25 protein-coding genes and 1 pseudogene are annotated in these 24,411 nt (G+C 56.0%); 13 read left to right on the top strand and 13 right to left on the bottom strand.

The window, feature by feature from the left end; all coding sequences use genetic code 11:
• Positions 1–3 precede the first annotated feature (3 nt).
• A complete protein-coding gene (locus FH039_RS11585) occupies positions 4–987 on the bottom strand; it encodes a hypothetical protein (RefSeq protein ID WP_139681432.1) in 984 nt (327 codons plus the stop codon).
• Positions 980–4,201, bottom strand: a complete 3,222-nt coding sequence (locus tag FH039_RS11580) for a transglutaminase domain-containing protein (RefSeq protein WP_139681431.1) — start codon at positions 4,199–4,201, stop codon at positions 980–982. Before FH039_RS11580 ends, FH039_RS11585 begins: the two co-directional genes overlap by 8 nt.
• A 123-nt stretch (positions 4,202–4,324) precedes the next feature.
• Between FH039_RS11580 and FH039_RS11575 the strand changes: the two genes are divergently transcribed.
• The 9 genes and pseudogenes from FH039_RS11575 (at position 4,325) to glmM (ending at position 14,196) form a co-directional block, all read left to right on the top strand.
• Positions 4,325–5,107, top strand: a complete 783-nt coding sequence (locus FH039_RS11575; protein WP_139681430.1) for a BtpA/SgcQ family protein — start codon at positions 4,325–4,327, stop codon at positions 5,105–5,107.
• A gap of 287 nt (positions 5,108–5,394) precedes the next feature.
• Positions 5,395–7,839, top strand: a complete 2,445-nt coding sequence (locus FH039_RS11570) for a hypothetical protein (RefSeq protein WP_139681429.1) — start codon at positions 5,395–5,397, stop codon at positions 7,837–7,839.
• A gap of 1 nt (position 7,840) precedes the next feature.
• Positions 7,841–9,070 carry an EF-hand domain-containing protein gene (locus FH039_RS11565; RefSeq protein ID WP_139681428.1) on the top strand — a complete coding sequence of 410 codons (1,230 nt, stop codon included), beginning with the start codon at positions 7,841–7,843 and terminating at the stop codon, positions 9,068–9,070.
• A 5-nt stretch (positions 9,071–9,075) separates the two neighbouring features.
• Complete coding sequence (locus tag FH039_RS11560; protein ID WP_139681427.1) at positions 9,076–9,459, top strand: hypothetical protein; 384 nt, start codon at positions 9,076–9,078, stop codon at positions 9,457–9,459.
• A 300-nt stretch (positions 9,460–9,759) separates the two neighbouring features.
• Positions 9,760–9,891 carry a hypothetical protein gene (locus tag FH039_RS12515; RefSeq protein ID WP_276607305.1) on the top strand — a complete coding sequence of 44 codons (132 nt, stop codon included), beginning with the start codon at positions 9,760–9,762 and terminating at the stop codon, positions 9,889–9,891.
• Complete coding sequence (locus FH039_RS11555) at positions 9,888–11,279, top strand: hypothetical protein (RefSeq protein ID WP_139681426.1); 1,392 nt, start codon at positions 9,888–9,890, stop codon at positions 11,277–11,279. The genes FH039_RS12515 and FH039_RS11555 overlap by 4 nt, the downstream gene beginning before the upstream one ends.
• Positions 11,276–12,019 (top strand): hypothetical protein, encoded by a 744-nt coding sequence (locus FH039_RS11550; protein ID WP_139681425.1) that lies wholly within the window; start codon positions 11,276–11,278, stop codon positions 12,017–12,019. Before FH039_RS11555 ends, FH039_RS11550 begins: the two co-directional genes overlap by 4 nt.
• A gap of 9 nt (positions 12,020–12,028) precedes the next feature.
• Entirely contained in the window at positions 12,029–12,739 is a 711-nt protein-coding gene (locus tag FH039_RS11545; protein WP_139681872.1) for a hypothetical protein, read from the top strand.
• A 108-nt stretch (positions 12,740–12,847) separates the two neighbouring features.
• Positions 12,848–14,196, top strand: a pseudogene (gene glmM, locus FH039_RS11540) (phosphoglucosamine mutase).
• Here glmM and FH039_RS11535 read toward each other — a convergent pair.
• The 7 genes from FH039_RS11535 to FH039_RS11505 are packed head-to-tail and all read right to left on the bottom strand — an operon-like array spanning position 14,197 to position 17,889.
• Positions 14,197–14,763, bottom strand: a complete 567-nt coding sequence (locus FH039_RS11535) for a metal-dependent hydrolase (RefSeq protein ID WP_139681424.1) — start codon at positions 14,761–14,763, stop codon at positions 14,197–14,199. It abuts the pseudogene before it with no gap.
• Positions 14,764–14,773: 10 nt separating this feature from the next.
• Entirely contained in the window at positions 14,774–15,256 is a 483-nt protein-coding gene (locus tag FH039_RS11530) for a flavodoxin family protein (protein ID WP_139681423.1), read from the bottom strand.
• Positions 15,241–15,822, bottom strand: coding sequence for a hypothetical protein (locus tag FH039_RS11525; RefSeq protein WP_139681422.1), 582 nt, complete (start codon positions 15,820–15,822; stop codon positions 15,241–15,243). The genes FH039_RS11530 and FH039_RS11525 overlap by 16 nt, the downstream gene beginning before the upstream one ends.
• Before the next feature lies 1 nt (position 15,823).
• Positions 15,824–16,255, bottom strand: coding sequence for a PIN domain-containing protein (locus FH039_RS11520; protein ID WP_139681421.1), 432 nt, complete (start codon positions 16,253–16,255; stop codon positions 15,824–15,826).
• A complete protein-coding gene (locus tag FH039_RS11515) occupies positions 16,256–16,480 on the bottom strand; it encodes a hypothetical protein (RefSeq protein ID WP_139681420.1) in 225 nt (74 codons plus the stop codon).
• A gap of 33 nt (positions 16,481–16,513) precedes the next feature.
• Positions 16,514–17,092 carry an AAA family ATPase gene (locus FH039_RS11510; protein ID WP_139681871.1) on the bottom strand — a complete coding sequence of 193 codons (579 nt, stop codon included), beginning with the start codon at positions 17,090–17,092 and terminating at the stop codon, positions 16,514–16,516.
• The gene (locus tag FH039_RS11505) at positions 17,089–17,889 is read right to left on the bottom strand and encodes a hypothetical protein (protein ID WP_139681419.1); all 801 of its coding nucleotides are present in this window, start codon (positions 17,887–17,889) and stop codon (positions 17,089–17,091) included. Before FH039_RS11505 ends, FH039_RS11510 begins: the two co-directional genes overlap by 4 nt.
• Positions 17,890–17,997: 108 nt before the next feature.
• Here FH039_RS11505 and FH039_RS11500 point away from each other — a divergent pair, with 108 nt between their 5' ends.
• Positions 17,998–18,594, top strand: coding sequence for an ECF transporter S component (locus FH039_RS11500; RefSeq protein ID WP_240703320.1), 597 nt, complete (start codon positions 17,998–18,000; stop codon positions 18,592–18,594).
• Here the strand turns inward: FH039_RS11500 and FH039_RS11495 are convergent.
• The 3 genes from FH039_RS11495 to pyrB form a co-directional block, all read right to left on the bottom strand.
• Positions 18,565–19,794, bottom strand: coding sequence for a D-glucuronyl C5-epimerase family protein (locus FH039_RS11495; RefSeq protein ID WP_139681418.1), 1,230 nt, complete (start codon positions 19,792–19,794; stop codon positions 18,565–18,567). The two genes, FH039_RS11500 and FH039_RS11495, sit on opposite strands and share 30 nt — an antisense overlap.
• 53 nt (positions 19,795–19,847) lie before the next feature.
• Positions 19,848–20,303 carry an aspartate carbamoyltransferase regulatory subunit gene (pyrI, locus tag FH039_RS11490; RefSeq protein WP_139681417.1) on the bottom strand — a complete coding sequence of 152 codons (456 nt, stop codon included), beginning with the start codon at positions 20,301–20,303 and terminating at the stop codon, positions 19,848–19,850.
• A 135-nt stretch (positions 20,304–20,438) separates the two neighbouring features.
• Positions 20,439–21,365, bottom strand: coding sequence for an aspartate carbamoyltransferase (gene pyrB / locus FH039_RS11485; RefSeq protein ID WP_139681416.1), 927 nt, complete (start codon positions 21,363–21,365; stop codon positions 20,439–20,441).
• 119 nt (positions 21,366–21,484) lie between these two features.
• On the opposite strand from pyrB, the gene FH039_RS11480 reads away from it, so the two are divergent.
• The 3 genes from FH039_RS11480 to FH039_RS11470 are packed head-to-tail and all read left to right on the top strand — an operon-like array spanning position 21,485 to position 23,065.
• Positions 21,485–22,375: a thiamine-phosphate synthase family protein gene (locus tag FH039_RS11480; protein WP_139681415.1), complete on the top strand. Its 891-nt coding sequence runs from the start codon at positions 21,485–21,487 to the stop codon at positions 22,373–22,375.
• Positions 22,372–22,701: a VanZ family protein gene (locus FH039_RS11475; protein WP_139681414.1), complete on the top strand. Its 330-nt coding sequence runs from the start codon at positions 22,372–22,374 to the stop codon at positions 22,699–22,701. The genes FH039_RS11480 and FH039_RS11475 overlap by 4 nt, the downstream gene beginning before the upstream one ends.
• Positions 22,652–23,065, top strand: coding sequence for a secondary thiamine-phosphate synthase enzyme YjbQ (locus tag FH039_RS11470; RefSeq protein ID WP_139681413.1), 414 nt, complete (start codon positions 22,652–22,654; stop codon positions 23,063–23,065). The genes FH039_RS11475 and FH039_RS11470 overlap by 50 nt, the downstream gene beginning before the upstream one ends.
• Positions 23,066–23,139: 74 nt before the next feature.
• Here the strand turns inward: FH039_RS11470 and FH039_RS11465 are convergent, their stop codons facing one another.
• Positions 23,140–24,264, bottom strand: coding sequence for a hypothetical protein (locus tag FH039_RS11465; protein WP_139681412.1), 1,125 nt, complete (start codon positions 24,262–24,264; stop codon positions 23,140–23,142).
• Between the last annotated feature and the right edge of the window lie 147 nt (positions 24,265–24,411).

The following is a 24,411-nucleotide window of genomic DNA, read 5'->3' as shown; positions in this document are numbered from 1 at the left end:
CTTTCACCCCATCAGATCCCTCAATCCTTCAAAAACTTCCTCCACGATCTTCCTTCTCCTCTCAAGCTCGGCCCTCTCATAGCGCCGCCTTATCCAGAGCGGCATGAGGGGGGAGATTGGTTTTCCCTCGTAGTCCGCCACCTTCGAGATGAGCGCTCCGAACTCCTCCCTGTCCCCGAAGAGCCTCGCACCGTAGTAGGTTACGAACGCCACCAGCGGCCCCCTTCTGCCGCGCACGATGAAATCCTCAACGGCCCTTCTGGCTTCCATCATCTCTGGGCCCAGCCTCTCCAGCGTTTTTGCCTCGTGCCTCCGCCACTGCTCGAGGAGGTAGCGCTCCGGGTCGTGCCCCGCCACGTGGGAGTACACCATCGATCCGGCCAGAACGACGCCCAGGACGAGCACCAGCCACTCCCCGTAGAAGACCAGCTCTGGGTGACTCTCACTGAGTTTCCCTCTGACGGAAACGTAAAGGCCCAAAACGCCGCCGAGGGCACCTATTCCAAGCAGGTTTCTCTCGATGACCTCCACCCAGGGGTATCTTTCGATGAGTTCGGAGGCGGCGTAGCCGAGCAGGAACGCGGCCCCGGCGTAGCTGAAGACGCTTCCGTAGGCCATCAGCGGGGGCGTTCTGGACAGACCGTAGAGGGCCAGAAAGACCCCGATCCCCCTAACGACCCTGGCCCGCTCCTCCAGATTCGGCGCGGTGAGTGCAACCCCCGTGCCGAATGAAATCAGGGCCAGCGGGAGGCGCCACTCCGGGATCGGGATGAGAAGGGCCGCGGCCGAGAGACCGAGCGGCACGAGAAGCCCGGCGAGGAGCTCCCTCCCCAGCCCCTTCGCCACCTCCCGTGCGGTCATAAACAGCGCTAAAATTGCCGATGGCTCCTTGATGGCGTTGAGGGGCTCCGCCCAGGGCGAAAGGGCGTAGATGAGGGCAACCGCCCCGAAGTAAATGCCTATCCTTCCCCAGTTGAGCTTAAACAATGCAACCACCTCCAACCAGCTCGAGGAGCGAGCGGTAAAATCTGATGAACTCTCCCCGCGACACCTCGACCGTGCTGTACTTGGCCCTCTCGAAGACCTCCGTTAGGGTGTCTAGGGGCTCCCATGGGTACATCATGTCCGTCAGCGCCGCGGCTATCTCCCTGGGGGTCATCCCTTCGACGTCCAGGCCGGTCCCTCTGGCCCACGGCAGGAAGCACCTCTCGTAGTAATCGATCACCGCGTCATCGTAGCGGGGTACTATCCTCACGGTCGCACGTTCGATGAGCTCCCCGCAGCGGGCCTCTATGGTGTGTTCCCCAACTTCCAGGGCCAGGGTAAAGTCCCTGCCCTTCCCAGCCGGCTTTCCATCAACGTAAAGCTCCGCCTTTCCCTCGCACTCGATGCTCAGCTCCACCGTTTCCCCCTCCCTGAATACGGGAATACCGTTGTTGAAGATAATCTTCAGAACCTTCTCCACTCCCCTCTTCTCCGGTTTTCTTCTCACGAGACGGTATCTGACTATCAGTGCACCGATAACCAGAGCTATGGCAATGTAGGTCCAGGGGATTCCCCGTTTTCTGGATATCACGACGTGGAACCTCCCGCTCGCGGGCAGGTAGTAGGAGGAGCCGTCGAAAGCAACAACCACCGTTGCGTTGGTTTCCTTCTCCGGCACGGGGACTTCTAGGGTGGCTATTCCAGAACCGTTGGTCATTACCCGCATCGCGAAGCCGTCCACGCTGACGTTGAGGTAAACCCCGCTTACCGGATTGTTGGCGGAATCAACGACCCTGAACCTCAGCGCGGCGGTTTTTTCGCCCTCCGCCCTCGGCGTCAGGAGCTCTATTTCCACCGGTGAAAGAACCGCTACCGCTGTTCTCCCCAGGGTTCTGGTGCCGTGGCGGAATTCCACGGACCTTTCCCCGACAGTCTGGAATGGTTCGATCGTCAGTTCAAAGCTCCCGTTGATCACGTTTACCTGATACGTCTTCCCAGGGAACACATAGGCCTGCAGGGTCGCATCTTCCACCCCAGCGACCTTTCCGCTGATTCTGACGGGCTCCCCGATTTCTCCGGTTATCCTCTCCGGAACCTTCAGCTCAACGGTCGCCACCGTGACGTTCATGGCGGACGGGGAGTAAACGGGACTTCCGGGGTACCTCACGGTCAGCACGTGCCTCTCAATCTGGGGAAGCTGGAGAACCAGGGAGAACCTGCCGTCCGTCAGGGTGGTGGTCTCTCCGAGGGGCCTTCCATCGAGGTAGTATTCGATGCTGGCATTGGCTATCGGTCTCCCCGCCCCGCTGAGGAGACTACCTATGACCGTGACGTTGCCGGGTCTGGCCAGGATCAGCCCGGGCATCGAGAATCTGGCCAGCCCCCTGACTTCGACCGTGAACGTGGCCCCTGAGGGGAGGTAGGGGTATCCGAGGGGGGTGAGGTAGTATACGAAAACCTGCTTCGTCCCGGGGGAGAGGTACACCGGGATTTTAACGGGGAGTGCGAAGGTCCCGTTGGATGCGTTTGCGTAGCCTATCAGGACGTCCCTTTCCCCGTCGTTTATGAACGCCGCCACGCTTCCCAGGCGCGGCCGCTCGCCCGTGGTGCTGCCTTCCACGGTTCCGTTTATGACGAACGAGCCCCCGGCGGTCACCGCTCTCTGTACCCCCGCTTTTATTTCGGTTCGCTCCACGACGAAAACCGGGAGGTGGATTTTGTATTCGTCTGCTCCCCTTGTGACGGTGAGGTTCTCGATGTGCCAGCCGTTCGGGTAATCGTCGGGGGAGATTAGCCTGACGTACACCCTGGTCTCGTTCCGAGGGGTCTCGATGGAGAACCAGGAATCCACCAGCGGGGATTCCGTTCTGAGGCCCGTCCCCCCTGTGCCTGGCACGGTGAGCTCCAGGGTAAGTGCATCGTTCTTGCGCAGGTACGCCACGGCCGGGTCGGGCAGGGCGCTCACGTTTCCGGGGACAGTCACCGGGACGATCCGGGTCAGCGAGTTTCCTTCCCTGTCCGATGCCCTGACCATGAGGGGATAGTAGCCGGGCTCCTCAAAGGGGCCCACCGTCAGGTTGTATATCCCCGACTCCCTGATGAGCGCTATCCTCCCGAGGGTCGGAACGTCCACGGTGACGCTCGAGTTCGTCCCGCTCGCGACCCGCTCGAACTTTATCGTAACCGTTCCGGAGGAATCGGGCTCAAGGGGCATCAGAACCCCGGGTGCCTCCAGTTCGAAGGGCAGGTACACGTTCTGATCCGTGGGGTGCAGGGGGTCGAAGACCAGCCAGCCGGTGTTCTTGAAGTAAACCTCGGCCCAGAAGTGCCTGTTCTTTTCGGTCACGACCTGGGTCTGGGGGACTGCATCGATGTAAACCCCCTCGACGAGCCTCGCGGGAAGGCCGTTCAGCCTGGCCAGAACCACGAGGGCGGAGGCGAAGTCGTATGCGCTGCCCGTCTTTGATTCGAACAGGAACCACGTCAGCCTGTCAGCCCCCTCGGGGGGAGTCACGTCCTCCACGTGCCTGTAGTTGCCGGCCAGGTACCTGACTATACTGAGTGCTTTCCAGTAGTCCGAGCGTGCCCCCGTCGTTATGCTCTCCGCCAGGGCCGTCAGCCGGGTGTCGTTGGGGGCCGAGAGATACTCCGTCTGGTTTCCAGCGGTGAGGTTGACCAGGTATGGCATGTCGAAGGTGTAGCCCACCGCGGAGAACGAGTAGGTCGTCACGTTCATGGGTGTTCTGAAGAGGTTGTATTCAGGAATCGCCTCGGCCCCGGCACCGTCAACGCGGGTCGTGTAGAGGGAGGTGAAGAGGTTCCCGCTGAGGGGAAGAAACGAGACGACGGTTATTATATCCCTTTCGGCGTGATGGGGGACGTTTATTTCTGGTGGGGCGATGACGTTGCTCGGAATCGCCGTGGCGTTTTCCGTCCTCCAGCTCCCGTTGATGTAGTCGGTGTACACGTTGAGCCTGAGGTAGTGGGTGTGGGCCGCCCCAGTTACGAGGAGAACGAAGTGGGGAGAAACCGGAGCCTCAGCCGGCGGCCCGGTTTCGTTGCTCTCGTTCCCGGGCGGAAGCTTCGGAGAGAGTATCTCCTCGATGCTCTTGGTTCCGGGCGGGGCCTCGATGAGGGCTGGTCCAAGCACGACGGAGACAAGGAGGAGGGAGAGCAGTGTCAGCGTGAGAAAGGCGATGTATTTCCGCCTCACCATGATGTTCTTTACCTCAACCGTGGGTTATATAAGGCTTTTCATCAGTGTATAAATTTGACCATTAATGTGCCCCATTTCCAAAACCCTTAACTATCGCTGGGTCGTCATTGGATTGGTGGTGTTATGGAATTCGAGCGGAAACCCCTCATAGGCATGGTTCACCTGAAGCCCCTTCCGGGTTCCTACCTCTACGTTGGGAACCTTGATAACGTCATCGAGCTGGCCGTTAATGACGCGAAAACCCTTGAAAAGGCGGGCTTCGACGCGATGATGGTCGAGAACTTCGGCGACATCCCGTTCCCAAAGTACGTGGACAAGACGACTGTCGCGGCATTCACGGCCGTCGCCAAGGCAATCCGCGACGAGGTGAGCCTGCCCCTGGGGATAAACGTCCTCCGCAACGACGGGATAGCGGCTTATTCAATAGCCTACGCCGTCAGGGCGGACTTCATAAGGGTGAACGTGCTGAGTGGCGTTGCCTACACTGACCAGGGCCTCATAGAGGGCATCGCCCACGAGCTGGCAAGGCTCAGAAAGCTCCTCCCGAGCAAAATCAAGGTCTTCGCCGACGTCCATGTCAAGCACGCCGTCCACTTCTTCGAGTTTGAGGACGCGGTAAGGGACACCATTGAGAGGGGCCTCGCAGATGCGATCGTCGTGAGTGGAAAGGCGACCGGAAAGCCAGTCGATTTGGAAAGGCTCGCATTGGCGAAGAGGGTCTCGCCGGTGCCGGTGGTGGTCGGCTCCGGGACGACTTACGACAACCTGCCGGGGCTATGGAAGTTCGCGGACGGCTTCATAGTGGGCACGTGGATCAAGCGGGACGGGAAGGTCGAAAACGAGGTCTCCCTCGAGAGGGCGAGGAAGCTGGTCGAGCTGGCGAATAAACTTCGAAATTCGTCTTAGAAATCTTTCAAATCTCGAATTTTATTTTGCGAAAGACTTATTACCTATGACTGCGTAACAAGTAAAAAGGTGAACCCTGTCCCGCTTTTCTCTTCCGCGAGAGGGGTTCCTTGGGAAGGGACTGAGATGTGTTTAACTATCATCACCACGGCTTCTCAACCGGATACGGGTGGTTATCCAACCGGGTTCCATCCGTTGGGACCGGTCGTGGGAGCGCTGGTTTTTGCTTTCGTTTTCATCCCCGTCCTTCTTCCGGCGAGGGTCACAAAAAAGAGGAGGGATGAGACTTGAGCAAATCCAAAGCCCTTGCGCTTATTGTAATCACGCTTTTAATGACCGTTGGCCTTGCCTCGGCGGTTTTACCGCCCCGGGGCGCGATAGAGAGAATTCTAACCGATAAGGGAGTCCTAATTGGCAGGGTTGATGCCGCCGAGGTGGAGAGCGGTGTATCCTATATGCACCTCTACGGAAGCGGGAACTACTCCGAAAGCGGAATGGCCCCATATCATGTGAGCGTGCACATAAAGAGGTACGAGGTTGGTTCGCCGGAGGACTTCTCCCGCCTCGACGAATATGCAAAGCCAATGAACCTCACCCAGGACTTTAAAATCACTCCGCTAAAGACCAACATCACATACTATCCCGATGGCTCTGACGGCGCCCCTGTTACCAGGGAACTGCTGGTGGGCTACGAGTTCACCTACTCCTTCACCGAGACCTACACCGTCTTCACCGTAACACTCACCGCCTACGGTGGCTACTCCAAAAGCCCCAACGACTTCATAGAGACGAGCTGCGTTTACGATATCAACGGGAGTTCAACCTGCTACGACTACTTCAAGGAGGATGAATACCGGAAATACCGCGAGCAAATTCTGGCCGTTATGAACTCCGACTTTAGGGGCTTCTTCTCAGGAATGGCCAACGATGTCTTCAACGCGGTGATATCCCAAAACTACCCCCTCCGGGTCGGTGATATAACCATATCTGCCATAAGCAATTACGGGAGCAACGAGTCATCGTCCGGTGAGGCTTCGGTTAGTCCGGGCTACATCGGCGAGATATACTTCACTCCAGAGGATGCCAACGGGACGACGCTTATGGCTCTGACCTTCAACCTCTTCGACGCCAACGGGATATATTCTTTGACCGTCTCGTACTCTGGGCCTGGAGGGCCTTACAGCGGGAAGCCAAGGGTTCTGACTGAGGAGGAGTACTTTGCCAAGCTCACTTCCGAGAGAACCTCAACTGAGGCTTACCTTTGCGAGGGCTGGATGAGGAACGGGATGGCGAGCGTCGTCCTTGAAATCCTAATTCCGCCCGGAGAACTCAGGGAGGGCCCCGCGAGGGCCGTGGTTAGGACAGATTCCGGCGAAGAAGTCGAGGTTTCGTGGATGTTCGTGAAATCTGAAAACGCAGGGGAGGCAAACGCGACAACTCAACAACCTGAAAAGGCGACCGTGAGGATAACCTCCCCAAGGAACGGTGCCAGGCTGGAGCCGACCGTTGGGGATGCCTTCGTCATTCCCCTCTGGGCTGAAGTTAAGGGCAACGCCTCCTACGCCGTCGTGATTTCTCCGGATGGTTCAAGGCACAGGGTAGATGCGGGTGGGGGCTTTATAGCGGACATCTTGAGAATCACCAACCCCGGAAACAGCGGTGAGATTTCGGTTCAGCTCTACGATGCTGAAGGAAACGTCATAGCCTCGGACAGCGTTAGTTTGAACTTCTGGGGCGAGGAGAAGCCCGGTGATGGTATAGACAACGACGGGGATGGTTTGATTGACTGCGACGACCCTGACGTCTTCACCTGCGACGAGTGCGTTCTGGAAAAGCAGAAGGAGTGGGCCGAGGGGATATACAAGCGGCACGTTGAGTACCTGAAGAAGGCCATCGAGCTGAACCCAAGCATGGAGAGCGTTTACTCGATTTACCTCGACGACATCAACGAGATTCACGGGAAATACGGGGACAATCCTGAGGAGATGGTCAGGCGGATGAACGCCTACATGAACGAGAAGGTCTACGGGAGGCAGAAGCTGAATGCTTACCTCTCGATATTCAAGGACGACCCCGAGAAGCAGGCGGAACTGCTCGATATCGCCAAGAAATACCAGTACGACCCTATAATGAGGGACATAAAGCTCAAAGATTTCGTATACAGCCACGCCGAGGAGGAATCCACAAAGGAGGCCCTGAAAAACGCCATTCTAACGGGAATAATAGACCCGCCCAAGTGGCTGGTGGGAGGTCAGTACGGCTCCGGTGGGGCACTCGACTGGGCTCAGTTCGTGGCCACAAACTTCGAGAAGGTTGGAGATACCGTCAAGCTGAAGGGAAATGCCAAGGTGAAAATGCTCACCACCCCCCTCGGCATATTCCTCGTCGCCCAGGACGCGAAATCGCTGATGGACCAGGCGAGGGAACTGAGCAAGATGAACCTCGACGACAGAACGAAGGTTTCCATAATAGTCCTTGATGGGGCCACCAAAATAGGCAAGCTCCTCGACCCGACTGGCTACTTCGGTAACATGGCGGACGCTACCGTTTCTTCCCTCGTGAACCTTAGGAAGAAGCTCGAGGAGAGGAACGGGGGCTGGTTCACCTGGAACGGCTACGTTCTCCACGAGACGGAGACGCCAGGAATATACGAGGACTACGAGACGGGAAAGAAGTTCAGGCGCGTGAGCGGCGGCTGGCTCGGTCCGACGACCTTCGTGGAGGTGAAGTGAGATGAAGAAGCTCATCGTGCTCCTCCTGGTGGTTCTCCTCGTTGCCTACATCTACCACAGCAATCCGAGGGTAATCGACGACCTCACGAAGAAGGCCAGGGAGAAGGCCGAAGGCATCGACTCGGGGAATGAAAACCCCGGAAACGATAACGGAAACTCTGCTGGAACCAACACCGGGGAGAAAGGCTTCTCCGGCTCCGGCTGGGCCGGCAACGGAAGCGAAGGAGACGTCTACATAGGCGAGGGATTTGGAGCGGTGAGGGTGAACTCGACCTACGTCCTCTTCCTCGACAGGAACGACGACGGAAAAATAGATGCCGTCTACCTTGACACGACGGGGGATGGAAACTACGATACCAAATACCTCGACCAGAACTACGACGGCAAAACCGATGAGTGGGTAACGACGTTCAACGGCGAAAAGAGCTACGCCTGGGATTTGACCGGCGATGGAATCGCAGATGTTTACGACACCGACGGCGACGGGAAGGTTGACGCGTGGGACATAAACTCCGACGGGGTTATAGACGAGAGGGACGTTGACGGGGATGGAAATCCGGACCTTCACGACATGGACTTCGACGGCGTCTTCGACGAGTTCCAGGGCGGGCCGGTCCTCGCTTCCCCGGAAAACGAAACCGCCGCCTGCCCCCAGACCGTTGAAGATGCCTACAGGCTCTATGTTCAGGCCTACAACAACGTAACCAAACTCCAGGCCCAGTACAACGACGAGCCGAGCGACGAACTCAAGGAGAAGCTTGAGGAAGCCTACGGGAAATACGAGAAGGCCAAAGCCTGCTACGAGTCATTCACCGAAACGGAAAGCGGGACGGAAAGAGAGAACATTACCGGCGAGCTCGGTGGGCTGATGAAAGCAACGCTCTCAACCAACGGTAGCGTTGGAATAAGGTTCTCCACCGGCGAAATTTTCCAGACCCTTGAGGACTGGGAGAAGATGGATATAGCGTTGGAGCCGTGGTGCGTGGATTATCCGGCGATACTAGGCCACTACGTTGACATCGGAGCAAAGAGCCTTGAGGAGCTTACCGTTGGGGACATCCCAGCCTCAGGATACCCAGCGGAGGAAGGAGCTATGGAAGTGGTAATCGGCCATGTTTATGTGAACAGAAACTCCGACGGGAGCTACACTGCCTTTACCCTCGTTTCCCACGAGAGAATCGGAGACTGCGGGCACGTGGTTGAAATCGAGTACAGAAACGCTGGGAGGTGAGAAAGATGGGATTGTTAAAAAAGCTCGTGGTGGGCTTCTTCCTGCTGATACTCATCGGAATAGCCGGTGTTTTCGGCGTCCAGTACTACTACACTCACGCCTACGACAAGGTTCCGGTGGAGGTCAAGACCGAGACGGTTTCGGGTGATGTCTTTTACCTCAGCCACGTCCTTGAACCTGGGAAGTACTACATAAACGCGAGCAGTGAAGGGACAGTCGAGAAGATAACGATACTCGACGAGAACGGCAACGTTCTGACAGAATCCGAAACCGACAGCCTGGTCTACGGTACAACACAGCGTTTCCAGGTCAGGGTGGACTATAAGGCCCCGGTAAACGTCGATTCCTACAAGGTCAGCGTTGGAATCTACCGGCTGGAGAAGAAATGAGGCCATTTTCTTTTTTCTTTTATGTCATTTTGTGGTGAGACCTCGAGTTCGTCCGGATGCGCACGTGGCTCAAGCGGGGACGGAAAGGGTGGAAAACGAGGTCTCTCTCGAAAGGGCGAGGAAGCTGGTCAATTTGGCGAAAAGTCTTCGCCATTGAAGAAATTTTGTTTATAAAATCCTCACTTGAATTTTCTTTTCCGAAAGTCTTATTACTCATAACTGCGTAATTTGTTAAAAGGATCAACGCAGAGCTGTCCCGCTTTTCTCTTTCGCGAGACGGTTTTGCCAGGAAGTGATCAGATGCCCTCGGAACCCCTCACGGGCCTGAACGTTCTCGGCCCGCTACTCGGGCTTCTCCTGCTCATTGGGGCAGTTATAGTTTTCCTCCTGCTCGCGAGGTGGTTCCTGGGGCTCCTTCGGAGGCTGGTATGATGTTCAAGAACCTGATTCTTTTCCTGGGAGTTGCACTCCTACTCGCCCTGCCCGTTTCTGCCTCCCAGTTTCCGGATCGGTTACCCGCGATAACGAAGGAAGAGGCCGAATCCCTCGGCCTGATACTCACCTTCGGCCAGGGTGGGGGCGGCTGGGAGGGTTCAAACTACGTCAACGTCGTCCAGGACTTCATGTGCGCCAACCACAGCCCTGAGAGCGCCAACTACATCCGGGTGGGGGCGACCTACTACACCGATAACGAGGCCGTTGAGCTGTTTAATGGGCTCCTCAAAGACTTGCCGAACTACACGGACTACGAGTACGACATGACAGATGACTATGGGCAGAAAATAGGCGTGGAGTTCTGCCATTTTGAGTTCGAGTCTGGAAGGAACTACGTCAGCCTGAAGTCCTTCTGTGGCAAGAGGTACCTCGACGGAACCGGCTTCACGGGGGTGACCCACACCTACGATGTCCTCGCCAACGACCACTACTTGGTGAGTGCCAAGGTTGAATATCTGGTTGGGGCGAACGCCTGCGACCTCGAGGGCCTCGCCCCGGTTCTGCTCAACCTCTACCTGAGCAGAATCCCCAACACTACGGTTAGGGTCCCGGTTAGCTCATCGGTGGCCGTTCCTGAAAGCCCGGAGGTTTCTTCCAACGGATTGACTCCGGATGCTGCCAGAAGAATGGCGGAAACCAAGGAGGGACTCAAAGCTCTCGGTGAGAAGTGGGGAGGATTCGTGGTCGTCAAAACACCGAGGGGAGACGTTATCAGGGTAATCAACTCAGACCCGGACTATTCCGGCGGAAGCTCGGCACTCGGCTGGAAGGCCAAGTACTACGGCAACAAGGCCCTCGATACCTTCATCGACCAGGCCGCAAACTACCTCCCCAAACCGCTGGGGCTCCTCAAGGACTACTTCAAGGCCGACAAGGACGTCAACGTCTTCTCCGATAGCGAGGCGGTGAAGAAGACCGCCAAAGACCTGCACGTGGACGAGAAGAGCGCCTCGTTCTACAACGACATGTCGGACATAGAGAACCGCGAAAAGGCCATGTCCCCCTACAAGAACGCAGTTCCATCGAACATCGAGACGAAGCCGATCGAGGTGGTTCTCAACTCTATGGGCGTGGCAATAAAGAAGACCCTGGCCCAGGACTACCGGTGGGAGTTTGAAGCCACCGCGAAAATTGCCATCCGCTACAAGAAGGCCGGCATGAAGTACCGCGACATCATCAGGAACACCATCGACGAGATGAGGGACACCACCACGGGGATGCACAGGGTCAACATGATGAACAGGAACTCCAAGGGCGACTTTAGAGACCAGGAGGCAAGGATACGGTTCTACATAAACAAGCTCTACGAGGAGGGGGTAATATGAAGGGAAAGGCCCTCCTCCTGATACTGCTCCTCATCGGTGGCTACGTGTACTTCAGCGGGGGCTTCCAGATTCCAGACGACCTAAGCCCGGAGCGGGTTATCGATACCGCCAAAAACCTGACGAACAACGCTGGTGAGACATCCACCGCCACAGAAACTCCTTCATCCAACGGGGCGGAAAGTCCCGGCACCGATTTAGCCGGGAACGTCACCGTTATGAACTCCGGCAACTGGACGGTTATACGCTTCGAGACGAGCATTATAGACGGGAGCCTTCCCGGTGCCCTCTACACCCTCGCTGAGAAAGCTCGCGAAAACGGCTCCGAGAACATCAGGGTCGAGGCCTACTTCGGGGACGAGCCAGTAATCGCGCTGACGGTCAGAAACGGTGACCTCGACAATGCTACCTTCGAGGATATTAGAAGGCCGGAGTTCATGATTGAAAACGACCTGGGCCTCTTCGATGTCCTCGTGCACAATGTAGCCCTAACTAACGACACAGCGAGTGTTTCCCTCGAGTATCTGGCTGGAGAGGACTTCTTCTGGAGGGACTACACTAAGATGAGCCTCGCCATACTGGAAGCTGTTCCCTGGGTCGAGAGGGTGGAGATAGTCTACCTCGGTGAGAGGAACGTCAGCGTTTCCGTCTCCAGCGACGCTCTCCTGAAGGCCCTCTCGGGAGAGCTCTCTCCCGAGGAGTTCGCGAACGCGATAAGCGTCCGTGAGATTGGAAGTGAGTGAGGTGTGAAAATGAAGAAACTCGTCTTTGCCCTGTTAGCGGTGGCCCTTCTGGTCATCGCCGCTGGCTGTGAAAATCCGGACACGAATGTGAAGACTGAGAAGACCCTCACCATAAACGATGTAACTGTGCACTACTCCGGCGACGTGTCGCTCTCGCAGGCCAAGGCGCTCATTGACTTCGTTGGAGAGACCTTTCAGATAACCGGTGAAACGGACGTCTATTTGGCTAAGAGCGGGGATGCTTACATCGTCGAGGTGACCACGCCTTACACAAGCCCGGACCAGATAGACGATGCCACGAAGTTCTACGTGAAGATGATGGCCTCGAAGATGTCGCAGGACGTGTTCGGGGGCTCTAAATCGACCCTGAAGCTCGTGACGGACGAGAGGGACGAGCTCTTCTCCGCGGAGAGCAGGTACTCGTACGTGAACTCCGGCACCATATACGTGTGGTACGCTGACGCCGGCGAGGATAAGGCGAAGGCCGTGCTTGATTATGCGGTCTCGCTCGTCGGCGAGGGGCCGTGGGACATAATCCTCGAAGGGAGCGATCCCTACGACGTGAAGGCTGTGAGCTCCTTCGAGAGCAGGGACGAGATAGGCGACGCCGAAAACGCGTATAGGCAGATGGCGTCCGACCTGTCTCAGAAACTTGGCGGGGACGTGGTTGTCCACGTATTGAACCCCAAGGGGAAGGAGATAGCGGCCTTCAGCGGCTGAGGGCCCGGAACCTTTCCCTCCCTCATTAATTCTCCCTTTCCTTTGGCGTGAGAAAACGTTATATTTTCCCTCTCCCAACGCGTACCATAATTCTCACGGGTGAGATTCATGGGAAGGTACTTCGGAACCAGCGGGATTCGAGAGGTCGTCAACGAAAGACTCACCCCCGAGCTTGCCCTCAACGTTGGCAGGGCCCTTGGGACTTTCCTTGGTGAGGGAACGGTCGTCGTCGGCATGGACACGAGAACGAGCGGTGAGATGCTGAAGAGAGCTTTAATAAGCGGGCTCCTTTCGGCGGGAATAGACGTTATAGACATCGGCCTCGCGCCCACGCCCCTCACCGGCTTCGCCATCAGGCTCTACGGTGCTGATGCGGGCGTTACGATAACGGCCAGCCACAACCCGCCGGAGTACAACGGCATAAAGGTGTGGCAGGCCAATGGAATGGCCTACACGCCGGATATGGAGAACAGGCTTGAGGCCATCCTGGAATCCGGGAATTTCAGGAAGGCCCCCTGGAACGAGATTGGGAGCCTCAGGAAGGCCGACCCGAGGGGGAGTACATCAGCGAGGCCCTTAAAATGGTTCATCTTGGGGATTCGTACACGGTCGTCCTCGACTCCGGCAACGGTGCCGGCTCGATTCTGAGTCCATACCTCCAGCGTGAGCTTGGCAACAGGGTTATCTCCCTCAACTCCCACTCCAGCGGCTTCTTCGTGAGGGAGCTCGAGCCGAACGCGGAGAGCCTGTCCGCTCTGGCAAAGACCGTGAAGGCCATGAGGGCCGACGTTGGAATAGCCCACGATGGCGACGCCGACAGGATTGGCGTCGTTGATGACCTGGGGAACTTCGTGGAATACGAGGTCATGCTAAGCCTCATAGCCGGCTACATGCTCAGGAAGTTCGGGAAGGGGAGGATAGTTACCACTGTAGATGCCGGTTTCGCCCTAGACGACTACGTCAGGCCACTTGGCGGAGAGGTCATTAGAACGCGCGTTGGGGACGTTGCCGTCGCTGATGAATTGGCCAAGCATGGCGGCGTCTTCGGCGGCGAGCCGAGCGGAACCTGGATAATGCCCGAGTGGAACTTGACGCCTGATGGCATCTTTGCTGGAGCGCTTGTTCTTGAGATGATAGACAAACTCGGCCCGCTGAGCGAGTTAGCAAAGGAAGTCCCGCGCTACGTTACGCTCCGCGCCAAGATACCCTGCCCCAACGAGAAGAAGGCCAAAGCGATGGAAATCATAGCGAGGGAGGCTTTGAAGAGCTTCGACTACGAGAGGCTCATAGACATAGACGGGGTCAGGATTGAGAACTCCGACTGGTGGATCCTCTTCCGCCCGAGCGGAACCGAGCCGATAATGCGCATAACTCTCGAGGCCCACACCGGGGAGAAGGCCAGAGCTTTGATGGAGAAGGCGGAGAGGCTGGTGAGGGAGGCAATAGCCAGGGCCTGATCACTTCAACCTCTTCAGCTTCTTTCCTATTATCGCGAAGGTCGCCATTAAAGCCACCAGCATGACCCAGCCGAGGTTCTTGCTCGTTTCTTCTGGCATGACGATGTAGGCGAAGAGCATCACCGTGGTGAAGGTCATCAGTATCAGAACCAGCCCCTCGCCCTTGGTTCCGGTTCTTATCTTTCCCCTCGGGTGGAAGCTTGAGAAGCGGCTCCACTTGATGCCCGAAACCGTCAGCGTGTCGGCGAAGAGGTGCGAGATGTAGCCGATGAAGAAAGCTATTGCTGGCCAGTAGCTGTTGGTTATCCAGTACGCTAAGCCACCAACGAGTGCGGTTATCAGGAAAGCGGCCTCTATCGTGTGAGTTGCCCCCCTGTGCTCCACGAACCGGGGCATGACGGTTCCGCCGGGTAGCTTGGTCGAGATGTAGGATTTTGGGTGGTCTATGTCGGGCATCAACGCCCCGAAGGCGGCCATACCGATGTCCAGAAAGCTCATCGGGGCTCCGAAGAGGGCCGCTATCAGGTAGAAGAGGACTCCAAAGACAACGTGCGTGTACCACATCATACCGCATCATCTAACGGCTCTTTGGTGCGTGAGGATTTAACACTTTTGCCTTCAGCCTCTCCGCGAACCTTCTCGCCTCGGCTACGTCTCTGTCATTCGGGTGTCCTTTGTTAAGGCCGCCTATCTTGGCAAGCCAGCCGTTCGTGTCCCAGCCCCTGCAGGAGAACTCCCCAACTACCTTGAAGCCCTTCTTCCTCAGGGCCTTCTTTAGTTTCCTGTGGTTGTACCATCTTATGTTCATCCCTGCGGTTGAGAAGATGAACGCCTTTTTTCCGTCCATTCTGGGCAGGGATTCAACGAGCTTGAAGAGGCCCCAGTGGTGCCTCCACCAGTATATTCCAGAGCCGAAGCCTATGAGGTCGTATTTCAGGAGCTCATTCGGTTCCGTTTTCCAGGGCTTGACAAGGTCTGCCCCGAGAACCTCCGCCATGGCCTTGGTTATCTTCTCCGTGTTCCGGTGATGTATCGAGACGTAGACTATGAGGGTCCGCATAGGGCATTCCTCAGCTCCTCGATGCTCTCCTCGATGGCATCCTTATCGAACTCGATGTAGGTTCCCTCCGGGAAGCGCGCCATGAGTATCTCGAAGAGTATTCCCGGCGCATTCACGAGCCTGAAGCCCTGCTCCTCTACAATCTCCTTCGAACGGCTAAGTCTCTCCTCCTTGCTCATGTAGAAGAACTCCTGCATAGCTCTGTAAGGATAGCCCTCCGGGTCGCTTGAGCTCGTGTGGAAGACGCCGCAGGTCGGGGACCCTTTGACTCCAACGAAGACGACCTTCTCGGGCTTTTCCTCGGTAAGGACCCTTCCTATGAAGTCTGCTATTATCTTGGCCCTCTCGCGCATTCCGAGCCTCACGTAAACTTCCCTGCTCGCCGGTGCCCTCGGCCAGCCGATCAGCTCGTACTCGGGGCAGGGATAAGCTAAAACCTGCCAGTTTTCGCCAAGCTCTCCAATCAGCTCCCTCAAAAGTTTCGCAGTTACGTACTCCTTTTCCTTCGGCCCGCGGTAGACGTAGAACGGACTCAGCAGGCAGGGCGCGATGATGAGGAGGTTCATCTCACTCACCCAGCACTATTTTTGCAAGGTCGTTGGGCGTGAGTAGTCGGACTTCACTCCCTTTTAGCCCTTCCCTAAGCTTTTTGTCCCCCGTTGCAAGAGGAACATTAAAGGACAAAGCAAGCGCCACGTATGGGGCGTCCTTTGGGTCGGGACTTATCTCAATTGCTCTTTGGAGGTGGAGCCGTATCTTTTCCTCTGGAACCGTCAGAGTCTGGCTCCTGATGATTTCAAGCATCTCTGAGAGTTCGCTCTCGCTCAGTTTCGTTGAGAGGAGAATCTTTCTCCACTTGTCCCCGATTTCCTCCCAGAAGTACTCTGGAACGAGAAAAGTAACCCTCTTAACAACGTAGTTCCAGGCGAAAATTAAGTGAACCCTACCCCTGCTGTGGAGCGCTGAGAAAACGAGGTTGAAATCAAGCGCGATTTCCATCTAAATAACCCCGTACCTCTTTGCGAGGTCCCGTTTGAGTTCCTCGGCGAGCTTTTCCGCCTCTTCCTCGGTCAGTTCGCTTTTTTCGACCAGTTTGATGAACCTGCTGGCCTTGCGGATTCTCATCTCTATCTCCTTGATTGTTTCAAGCTCTATTCTTTTCCTCAGCGCGGGGGTGAGGTATCTCTCAATCTCGTCGGGAATCTTTACAACTATCTCTCCCATCTTCCCACCGTGTATGAATTGTTCCAACTCCCTTTAAACCTTCCCCGCGACATCTTCAATTATCCCCTCGACCTTCTCCCTCAGCTCTTCCAGAGTTCCCTCATTGACTATCAGGTAATCGGCCAGTCCCTTAAGTTCGCTCGTGTGATACAGCCGCTCCTCGGCGTCGTCCATCTCCTTAAAGTCCGCAAAGCTTCTTATGCCCTTGTCCTTGCTTGCCTTTCTCTTCACAAGGCGCTCGAACCTCAGCTCGGGCCTCGCCTCGACGTAAATCACCTTTCCACCGAGCTGTTTGATGGCCTCTATCTCCTCCCGCGAGCGGACGCCGTCTATGACGATGTTCTCGCAGTGCCTCTTCTTGTCCACGGCGAGCCTTATGAGGACGTCTCCCCCATACTTTTCCTTGAGGTACTTCCCGAACTCTATGAGTCTCTCACGCGTCGGCTCGGCCTTTTCCGGCAGCTCTGGAATCCACGAGTAGTCCGAGACGTTGTGGGTGAGCAGGTCTATCAGCGGGTCGCTGCAGGAAACCCTGCAGAAGCCTTTATCCTCGAAGAACTTTGCAACCGTCGTCTTTCCTGCCGCAATCTTCCCAACGACACCGACTATCATCTTCTCCACATCCTCCAGATTAGATTCGCCCCGTCGGTCGATTCCATAAGCCCCTCGTAGGTTAACTCTGTGATGAACCTGATTAAGGCTTTTTTGTCGTACACCACGGGCCTCTCAAAGCCGAAGAGGTACTTCAGCTCGAAGAAGCCTATGTGCAGCAGCCGGGAGGGGTTGAGGAGGTAAATTCCCCCCATTTCCTTGAGTGAAAACGGGAAATCGGCTAAGACAAGCTTTGCCCCGCGCTCCTCTGCTATTTTGAGGAGTTTCCCCTCGTCCGGGAAGAACAGCTCCCGGGGTTCGGCTTCTATCGGCTCGTACTTCAACCTCGGAAAGGCGTATCTTATGCCGATCGCCTCGTGGGGAAGGTTCAGCCTCTCGGAAAAGCCGAGCAGGGCTTTCGCGTTGAAGCTCATGAAGACGAGCGTTTTGACCTCCCCTTTAACTTCCGGCCACTTTCGTGGGGGAAACCTCTTCTCCGCCTCGATTAGTGGGAGGAGGAACTCGAGTTCTGTCCCCTTAACCAGTTTCCCGGCTTCCTCGAGCTTCCTCCGTTTTATCTCCAGATCGAGGTTTGAATAAACGGTCAGCTGTTTAACCCCAAGCCTCTCGCGGAGCTTTCCGATGACAAAGCTGTTGCCTATGACGACGCTCTTGTCTGTCCTGTCGTGGGCGATTATGAAGAGCTTGTCTCCCTCTTCGTCGTAGCGAACCTCGTCTATCCTGAACGGGCTCTCCGGAAAGCCGTTCTCGCGCCTTATATCTCTGACCAGCTTTGATATCTCTTCGACCGTGAACATGGCTCTTCCATCTTACCTCAAGGGGTGGACTTTTAAGGTTCTCGGAGGAGGTTTGTTCCAAAATACGAACAAAAATTTATAAAATGTGGAACAAACTTCCCTCCGGTGATGTGGGTGAGGATGAGTTCGAGGGAGATAGCTCTAATCGGCATGATGCTGGGACTCTCGCTGCTTTTCGATGTCATGCCTATAGAGATGCCCACGGTTTGGGGGATGAAGATAGACCTCGTGGCGGTTCCGATAGTTATGGCCTACCTTCTCACTGGGTTCACAGGGGGATTAACCGCGGTTCTGCTGCTCTTTGCTGGTCTCAGCGTGGTATCCTCCGCCAGCTGGCTCGGGGCCATGATGAAGTCCCTGGCTACCCTCTCGGTCATCGTGGGCTTTGAAGCGGCCAGGAGACTCACGCGCTTTGACCTTGGCGGTGGAAACGGAGGGAGGCTCCTTCTGTTTGCGGTGGTTGCCTACCTGGCAGGAATCGCGATAAGGGTACCCCTCATGCTGGCCCTCAACTACTACGTTGCCCTCGAGATATGGCTTGGCCTTCCGCGGGAGCAGGTGATCCAGGCCGTCGAGAGCTGGACGGGCGTTCCCTTCTGGGTCGCCATAGGTCTTCCGAACGCCATTCAGAGTGCCATCGACGTCTTCGTGGGGCTTGCCGCGACGATACCCGTGTTAAGGCGCCTTCCGCACCTGCTGGAGTAGTGCCTCCAGGTTTTCTTTTTTGAGCCCTCTTTCTTCAAGATAACCGTTCCATCTCTCTGCGTAGTCCATGAACGTTCTATCCCCCGTCCGGGTGTAGAGCCAGATGAGGAGCTTGATGTGGAGCCGGTGGTAGTCTTCTCTGGCCTCCGGTCCTTTGACTGAGTAGAGGCTCCACTCACCGCTATCGCAGTCTGGAAGGGCCCGTTTAACGCTTTCCGCGCCCGCGTTGAAGAGCTCCAGTGCCCGTTCATCACCCGTGAATCTGTGGTAGAGCCACAGCCCCTTCATAGTGATGATGTGGCCGTTGAGGACGAGAAAGTCCGGGCGGTATGGGTACTCGAGAAACCAGATCCCGTAGTCCGTGTTCTCGATGAAACCGCCGTGCTCGGGGGACAGGTAGAACGAGTTAAAGAGCTGATGGGCCGCGCGCAGGTATGTCTCGTTGCCGGTCTCGTTGTGTAGCCACGCGTAGAGACCGGCGAGCATTCCCTGTGAAAACGACGAGGCCCAGGGTAGCCTGATCTCCCGGGTGCCCGGTGGCTCGAAATAAACGTTGAAGATGCCCGCTTCGCCGGTGCTTTGATTGACCACCTCCATAAGGGGGAGCATTTCCTTTAGAAGCTCCTCCGCCCTTTCAACCTGGCCCGTCTTCAGGTAGTGGTACGCCCAGTTGGAGGCCGTCACAGGGTAATACTGAAAACCGCGCCCCCTGTAGTACACGAAGGGCAGCGTGCTCGTGAAGTTCTGACATTCCACGTAGGGGATGCTTTCGAGGGGCCGCTCCCTGGAGAATGAGACGACGTGGTAATCGGTACCCGGCGGCTCGCTCTTCGAGAAGTAGCAGAGGTCGGCGCGGAGGGTGAGGTTCAGTATCTCCAGCTCGGCCCGGGTAAGACGTCGTTTCCCTGCGATTGAGGAGAACACCTCGATGGGATAGTGGATGTCCGGGAATTCCAGGGAGGCATTGAACGCTTTCCCTATGATCTCCCGTAGGGAGGGATACTCCTCAATGAGGAGTTCGTAGTCCCCCGGTCCTGCGGGCGGTGGTTCAATCGGAGGTTTGTGAATGGGCGTGGCTGTTTTGGTCATCGGGTTGGAAGGCGTGGGGTTCGTTTCTTTTCCATTCGTCCCCAGGCAACCGGAGATTATAAGAAGGAGCGTTACCAAGATTACTGTTGCTGTTTTCCCCATGGAACTCATAGTTAACACTATCTGAGAGAGTTAAAAAGCTTTTCGAAAGATTTAAAAAATGGTTAGAGGTTCCCGAGTATCTCCTCCCCTTCCATCGTCCTCTCGCAGTAGTGGCAGCGCACCTTGAGTGGCTCCCTCGAGACGACATAGAACTTTGAAACGGTGTGCTCGTGGTTGCTGACGCAGTTGGGGTTCGCGCAGCGGAGGATTCCGGTTATCTCATCGGGAATCTCGACCTTGAACTTCTCAGCCACTTTGTAGTCCCTCACGATGTTGACCGTGGCCGTCGGGGCTATCAGGGCTATTTTGTTGACCTCCTCCTCGCTCAGGAATTTTCCTTCTATCTTGACGATGTCCTTCCTTCCGAGCTTTCCGCTGTGGACGTTCGAGGCGAGAAGGAGAACGCCTCCGTTCGGCCTGTTGAGGCGGAGTATCTCGATGACCTTCAGCCCCTTTCCGGCCGGGATGTGGTCTATGACGGTTCCCTCTCTGATGGCGGTAACCTTGAGCTCGGCCATTCACAGCACCCCCGAAACAGCCCTTTGCTCCGCAAAGCGCTGGCGGAAAAGTTTTGGGGCCTCACCAATAGCGTGACTCCCCAATGTATCCCATGAGGCCCCTTGAGTGGGATACAGGCTAAAACTCACCTTCATTCAAAGCACCCCCAGCGTTAACCCCAGAAGGGCCATTCTGACTGGCACGCCGGAGAAGACCTGTCTGAAGTAGAGCGCGTGCTCCGTTTTGTCAACCTCGGGATGTATCTCGTCGACCCTCGGGAGCGGGTGCATTATCCTGAGGCTTTCCTTCGCCCTCTTCAGAACCGCGCAGTTGACCTGATAGCTACCTTTGACCTTGAGGTACTCCTGCTCGTCCGGGAAGCGCTCGCGCTGGATTCTGGTGACGTAGAGGACGTCCAGCTCCGGGATCGTTCCCTCCAAGTCGGTCGTCTCTTGAACCTTCACACCCCTCTCGCGGAGCTCTTCAATGATGTGCTTCGGCATCCGCAGGAGCTCCGGCGAAATCAGATACAGCTCGACGTCGTAGAAGGCCAGAGCCTCCGCCAGGCTGTGGACGGTTCTCCCGTACTTGAGGTCACCGAGCAGGCCGATGGTCAGGCCGTCAATCCTCCCGAAGGCACGCTTTATCGTGTAGAGGTCGAGCAAAGTTTGCGTCGGGTGCTGGTTGCTGCCGTCGCCGGCGTTGATCACCGGTATCTCCGCCACCTCCGCGGCGAGCCTCGCGGCCCCCTCCATCGAATGGCGTATGACTATCACGTCGCTGTACTGTTCGACCGTCTTTATAGTGTCCGCTAAGCTCTCGCCCTTCTTAACGCTCGTGCTTGCGGCGGAGGAGAACCCGATGACCGAGCCGCCGAGGCGATGCATGGCGCTTTCGAAGCTCAAGCGGGTTCTCGTTGATGGCTCGAAGAAGAGCGTCGCGAGTATCTTTCCCCTCGCGTACTCGAGTGCGCCCTTCTCGTTGAGCTCCGTCTCAAGCCTCTCGGCAACGTTCAAAACGAACTCAATATCCTCCTTCGAGAAGTCCCTAACGCTTATCACGTCGCGTCCTTTCCAGTCCATAAAAGCCCTTCTCGTGTAAATTTCGAAGGGTTTTTAAACGTTTTTTAACATAAACTTGTCGACGGTAACCCTTTAAATCCGGGTTCAAAATTTCCATAACCTGGTTTTAGGGTGGTAGCATGAGGACGCCCAGCGTGTACATAGCCGAGGAGCTGATGCCTTTTCTGAGGGCCAAGATAGCGGAGAGACTTTACCGTGAGGGCATGAAGCAGTCCCAGATAGCCGAGTACCTCGGCATAACCCAGGCGATGGTTAGCAAATATCTGGCCGGGAAGTATAAGGTGCCCCCCGCAGAGGTGGCCGAGAGGCTCGAGGACATGGCCGACGACGTGTCTTCCTTCATACTCTTCGGGGGGAGCAGGGAGGATGCGATACTCCTCGTGGCGAAGCACATTTTTGATCTGTTTCAAACCGGTTTTCTGTGCAGGTTCTATTCCGAGTACGCAGGTGTGAGCGAAGAAGCATGCAGGTCGCTCTTTGAGGTCCAGCCGCTGAGGAGCGAGGTACTCGAGGTTCTGAACATGGCCCTCAACGAGCTCCTCAGGGATGAAAAGTTCCCAGCCCTCATCCCGGAGGTCAGGAGCAACTTCGCCTACTCCCTTCCGTCCCCGCGGGGCATCGAAGACGTTGCGGCGATTCCGGGAAGGATAACCGCCGCCAAGGGTAAAGCCTTCGCCCTCCCGCCCGAGTTTGGGGCGAGCGGTTTTACCGCGGGTATACTCGTTAAGCTGGCCGCGATACGACCCGAAATACGGAGCGTTCTCAACATCAGGTACGGCCGTGACATAGAATCCGCCCTGACTGCGGTGGGGTTCAAGGTCGGGAAGGTTAAAACCGGCGGACTGAGCGAAGAGGAGGCCGTGAGGGTTATAGCAGAGGCCTTCAGGCAGGATGCCTACGACGCTGTCGTTGACGTGGGCGGCCTTGGAGTCGAACCGCTGGTCTATATATTCGGCGAGACGCCCTTTGACGTCGTTGAGAAGCTCAAGAGGCTGGTGGAGAACCTTTGAGGCGGAGGTTTCTCTTCCTCTACGTGCTCCTTCTTCTGTTTCTGAACCTGACCCCGAGGGTTCCGTCGTCGCCCGTGGCCAACGGGGATAAGCTGGTTCATTTGGTAGAATTTGCCTCTCTGGGCTTTTTTGGATGGCGCTGGTGGGCCTACCTCCTGCCCCTGCCGTTCCTTCTGGAGTTTCTTCAGCTCTTCGTTCCCGGCAGAACGTTCTCCTTCGCCGACATGGGCGCAAACCTAATAGGCTTCACCCTCGGAGTCATCGCGGGGTGGTGGCATGAAGGTTCTCACGAGGGAACTGAAGTTTCAAACGAAGGGGGAGATTGACCTCATCGACATAACCCGTGAGGTGGAGAGAATCGTTGAGGAATCCGGAATCGAGAACGGCCAGGTTCTGGTCTTCGTTCCCGGGGCGACTGGCGCGATAGTCACGATAGAGCATGAATCCGGTCTTCTGGAGGACTTCAAGCGGGCTTTGAGAGAGCTGATTCCCAAAGGCAAAGGCTACCTCCACGACAGAATCGATGACAACGCCCACAGCCACCTGAGGGCGACGCTTCTCGGCGCAAGCGAGTGCCTCCCGGTAGTTGACGGCAGGCTCGTGCGCGGAACCTGGCAGCAGATTTTCTTCGTCGAGCTCGACGTGATACCGAGGCAAAGGCGCGTTGTGGTGCAGGTTGTTGGGGAGTGAGAACTCCCGGTTCTCATACCTTTATAAAAGCTGAGACGTGGGAGTTCTAAGCATCTCAAAAATTGAAAAACAAATCATTGATCGTATTCAACAATCTTCCAGGGATACACTGTCACGTGGAATTCTATCGGAGGCGTGCTCATGGTGTATATGGCTCCGCTTCCACCCCTGACCCAGAAGGTTCCCTTCACAACGTGGTCTAGGCTTAAATAGTAGGTACGTCCCATTCCCTTTGATGGATCTGCTGAGAATATCGCAGAGGGTTCCACGGTCAGCTGTGATCCCCAGGCTATGTCGGGACGGAGATAATGTTGTTTGTAGTACTCGTGAGTGACATCGAGCCTGCTCTCGTATCCGCTGGTGCGGTCCTTCCATTTCATGTAATATCCATCGCTGGTTTCATAACTGACGGTGGCACTTACTGACCCTTCTTTTGCATTGTTGATCTGGAATGTGTAACTATAAACCGTTTTAGGGCCTCCGTCGTTTTTGGGACACCAGTCTTCTATCTGCTGCCACGGGTTCTGAGGGTGGTTGGCGTCTATTATCGTCTCCAGGCTTTTTACGGCCACGGTAGATGTCACCGCCCTGCCCTGGGTTACTGTGTGAACGAGATACCAGTACTGGCCGGAGGTGGTTGTCACGTAACTGTAGTCCGCTTTGAATTCTAGATATGCACGGGAGGCGGAATCCAGCGCGCTTCTCTTCCATTGAACGCTCCCTATGGGATTCCAGTCATAGGAGACCTGGAGGCTTAGAGGCGATAACTTGGACCTGGCGGATAGGATTTCAATGTCCGTTCTTTTTACCTCCTCACTTATCTTCTGGAGTTCGCGTACCTCTCGCTGCGGGTCTATCCCTTGGCCTTCAACAATGTAGTACACTGTGTAATATCTACCCCCGGGGGTTGGCTTAGTCACTATTCCGATGAACTTTATGTTGGATTTCTTCAGTCCCTTGAAATCTAGGACGATGCCCAATTTTGTCTTAAGGGAATTTATCAGCCTCTGGGCGTTCTCTGGAGCATCATCACCGTAGAAGTAAACGGGGTTGCCCCTTAGAAGCTTCTGCGCGGACTCCGAGATGACTATCTCCGAATGGGAGTCTGCTTTTGGATCGTCAAAGATGGGAGTCGCGAGGCTCACCGTACTTAGCAGGATAACCAAACTGAGGAGCAATCCCGCGATTGTTGCCCTCATTTTCTGGACCTCCTAAAGTGTGTGGGACATATTATACTTTGTGCGATCATATTTAAACTTTCCTATTGTCGGTTTAATTTAAAGATCAACATGGTTTCGTGACTAGTTATCTTGTTATGTTTGAATGAACAGCGAGGCGAAAAAGAG

The sequence above is a fragment of the Thermococcus indicus genome (assembly GCF_006274605.1).
GTDB lineage: Archaea > Methanobacteriota_B > Thermococci > Thermococcales > Thermococcaceae > Thermococcus > Thermococcus indicus.
This window is presented reverse-complemented; position numbering and strand designations above follow the sequence as displayed.